General features: G+C 55.1%; 1 protein-coding gene. It reads left to right on the top strand.

Annotated features, from left to right (window positions below; genetic code table 11):
* Positions 1-131: 131 nt before the first annotated feature.
* Positions 132-780: hypothetical protein (locus tag AC1DWI_RS25135; RefSeq protein WP_477726179.1), on the top strand; the 649-nt coding region annotated here is incomplete at its 3' end.

Below are 780 nucleotides of genomic sequence, written 5' to 3'. Positions count from 1 at the left end.
GCGATGTTATACCGCAGACCTTGCGGTATACATTACGTTAGAGCGTGAAGTAGTGCTGTTTCAATGACCGTTGTTTGGAATTCCGTAGCACTGCTTCAAACCAAAAATACAAACTCAGCATCCGGTTCGACATGACACCAGACAATCAATTGAAACTGGCCCGACGCATGCTGGCTAGGCCCCCCGCAAGCTGTAGCTGGGATGACATGCTCAATCATGAAGACGACCTGATCTGGCACACCCAGTCGAGGCAACCGCATGTTGGGGAGCTTCGTTGTTGCGTCGACTCCATCGGGCTGACCTTAGCCTTCCTCGCATTGCCCCCCGCCGGATGGCAACAGCTTGAGGACGAGTTCGGCAAGGCAGCGGTGGCGTTTCGCTTCATGATCCTGCCGGGCGACATTCATGTCTTTATCAAATCCTCGACTGCAGCTCACCCGGTCCGTCAATATGACGATGGACCAGTAGTTCCTCCGGCGCCTCCGGCCGATCCGTTCGAGTCCGTGATGAAGCTCATAGATGCTGCTGTGACAAAGGTGGCGGCTTCTGTTGATAGCGAGACGCGGGTGCGTCCGTTGATGAACAAGAGAGGTGTGCTTCAGCTGTTGGTCATAACCAGCACCATCGTGACTCGCGATCAATTGCATCAGCTTCCAGCGTTCCGCAAGGCGCTGGAGCGCCTGCGCGCCCAGCTGCGTACCGAGAAAATCAATTTGCACAGTGTGTCGATCGAAGCGCAGGAGGTCATCGATCGGGTCAATCACTTGATTACAGCGGAGG

The organism is Polaromonas sp. P3_C2, assembly GCF_056402675.1.
This window is presented reverse-complemented; position numbering and strand designations above follow the sequence as displayed.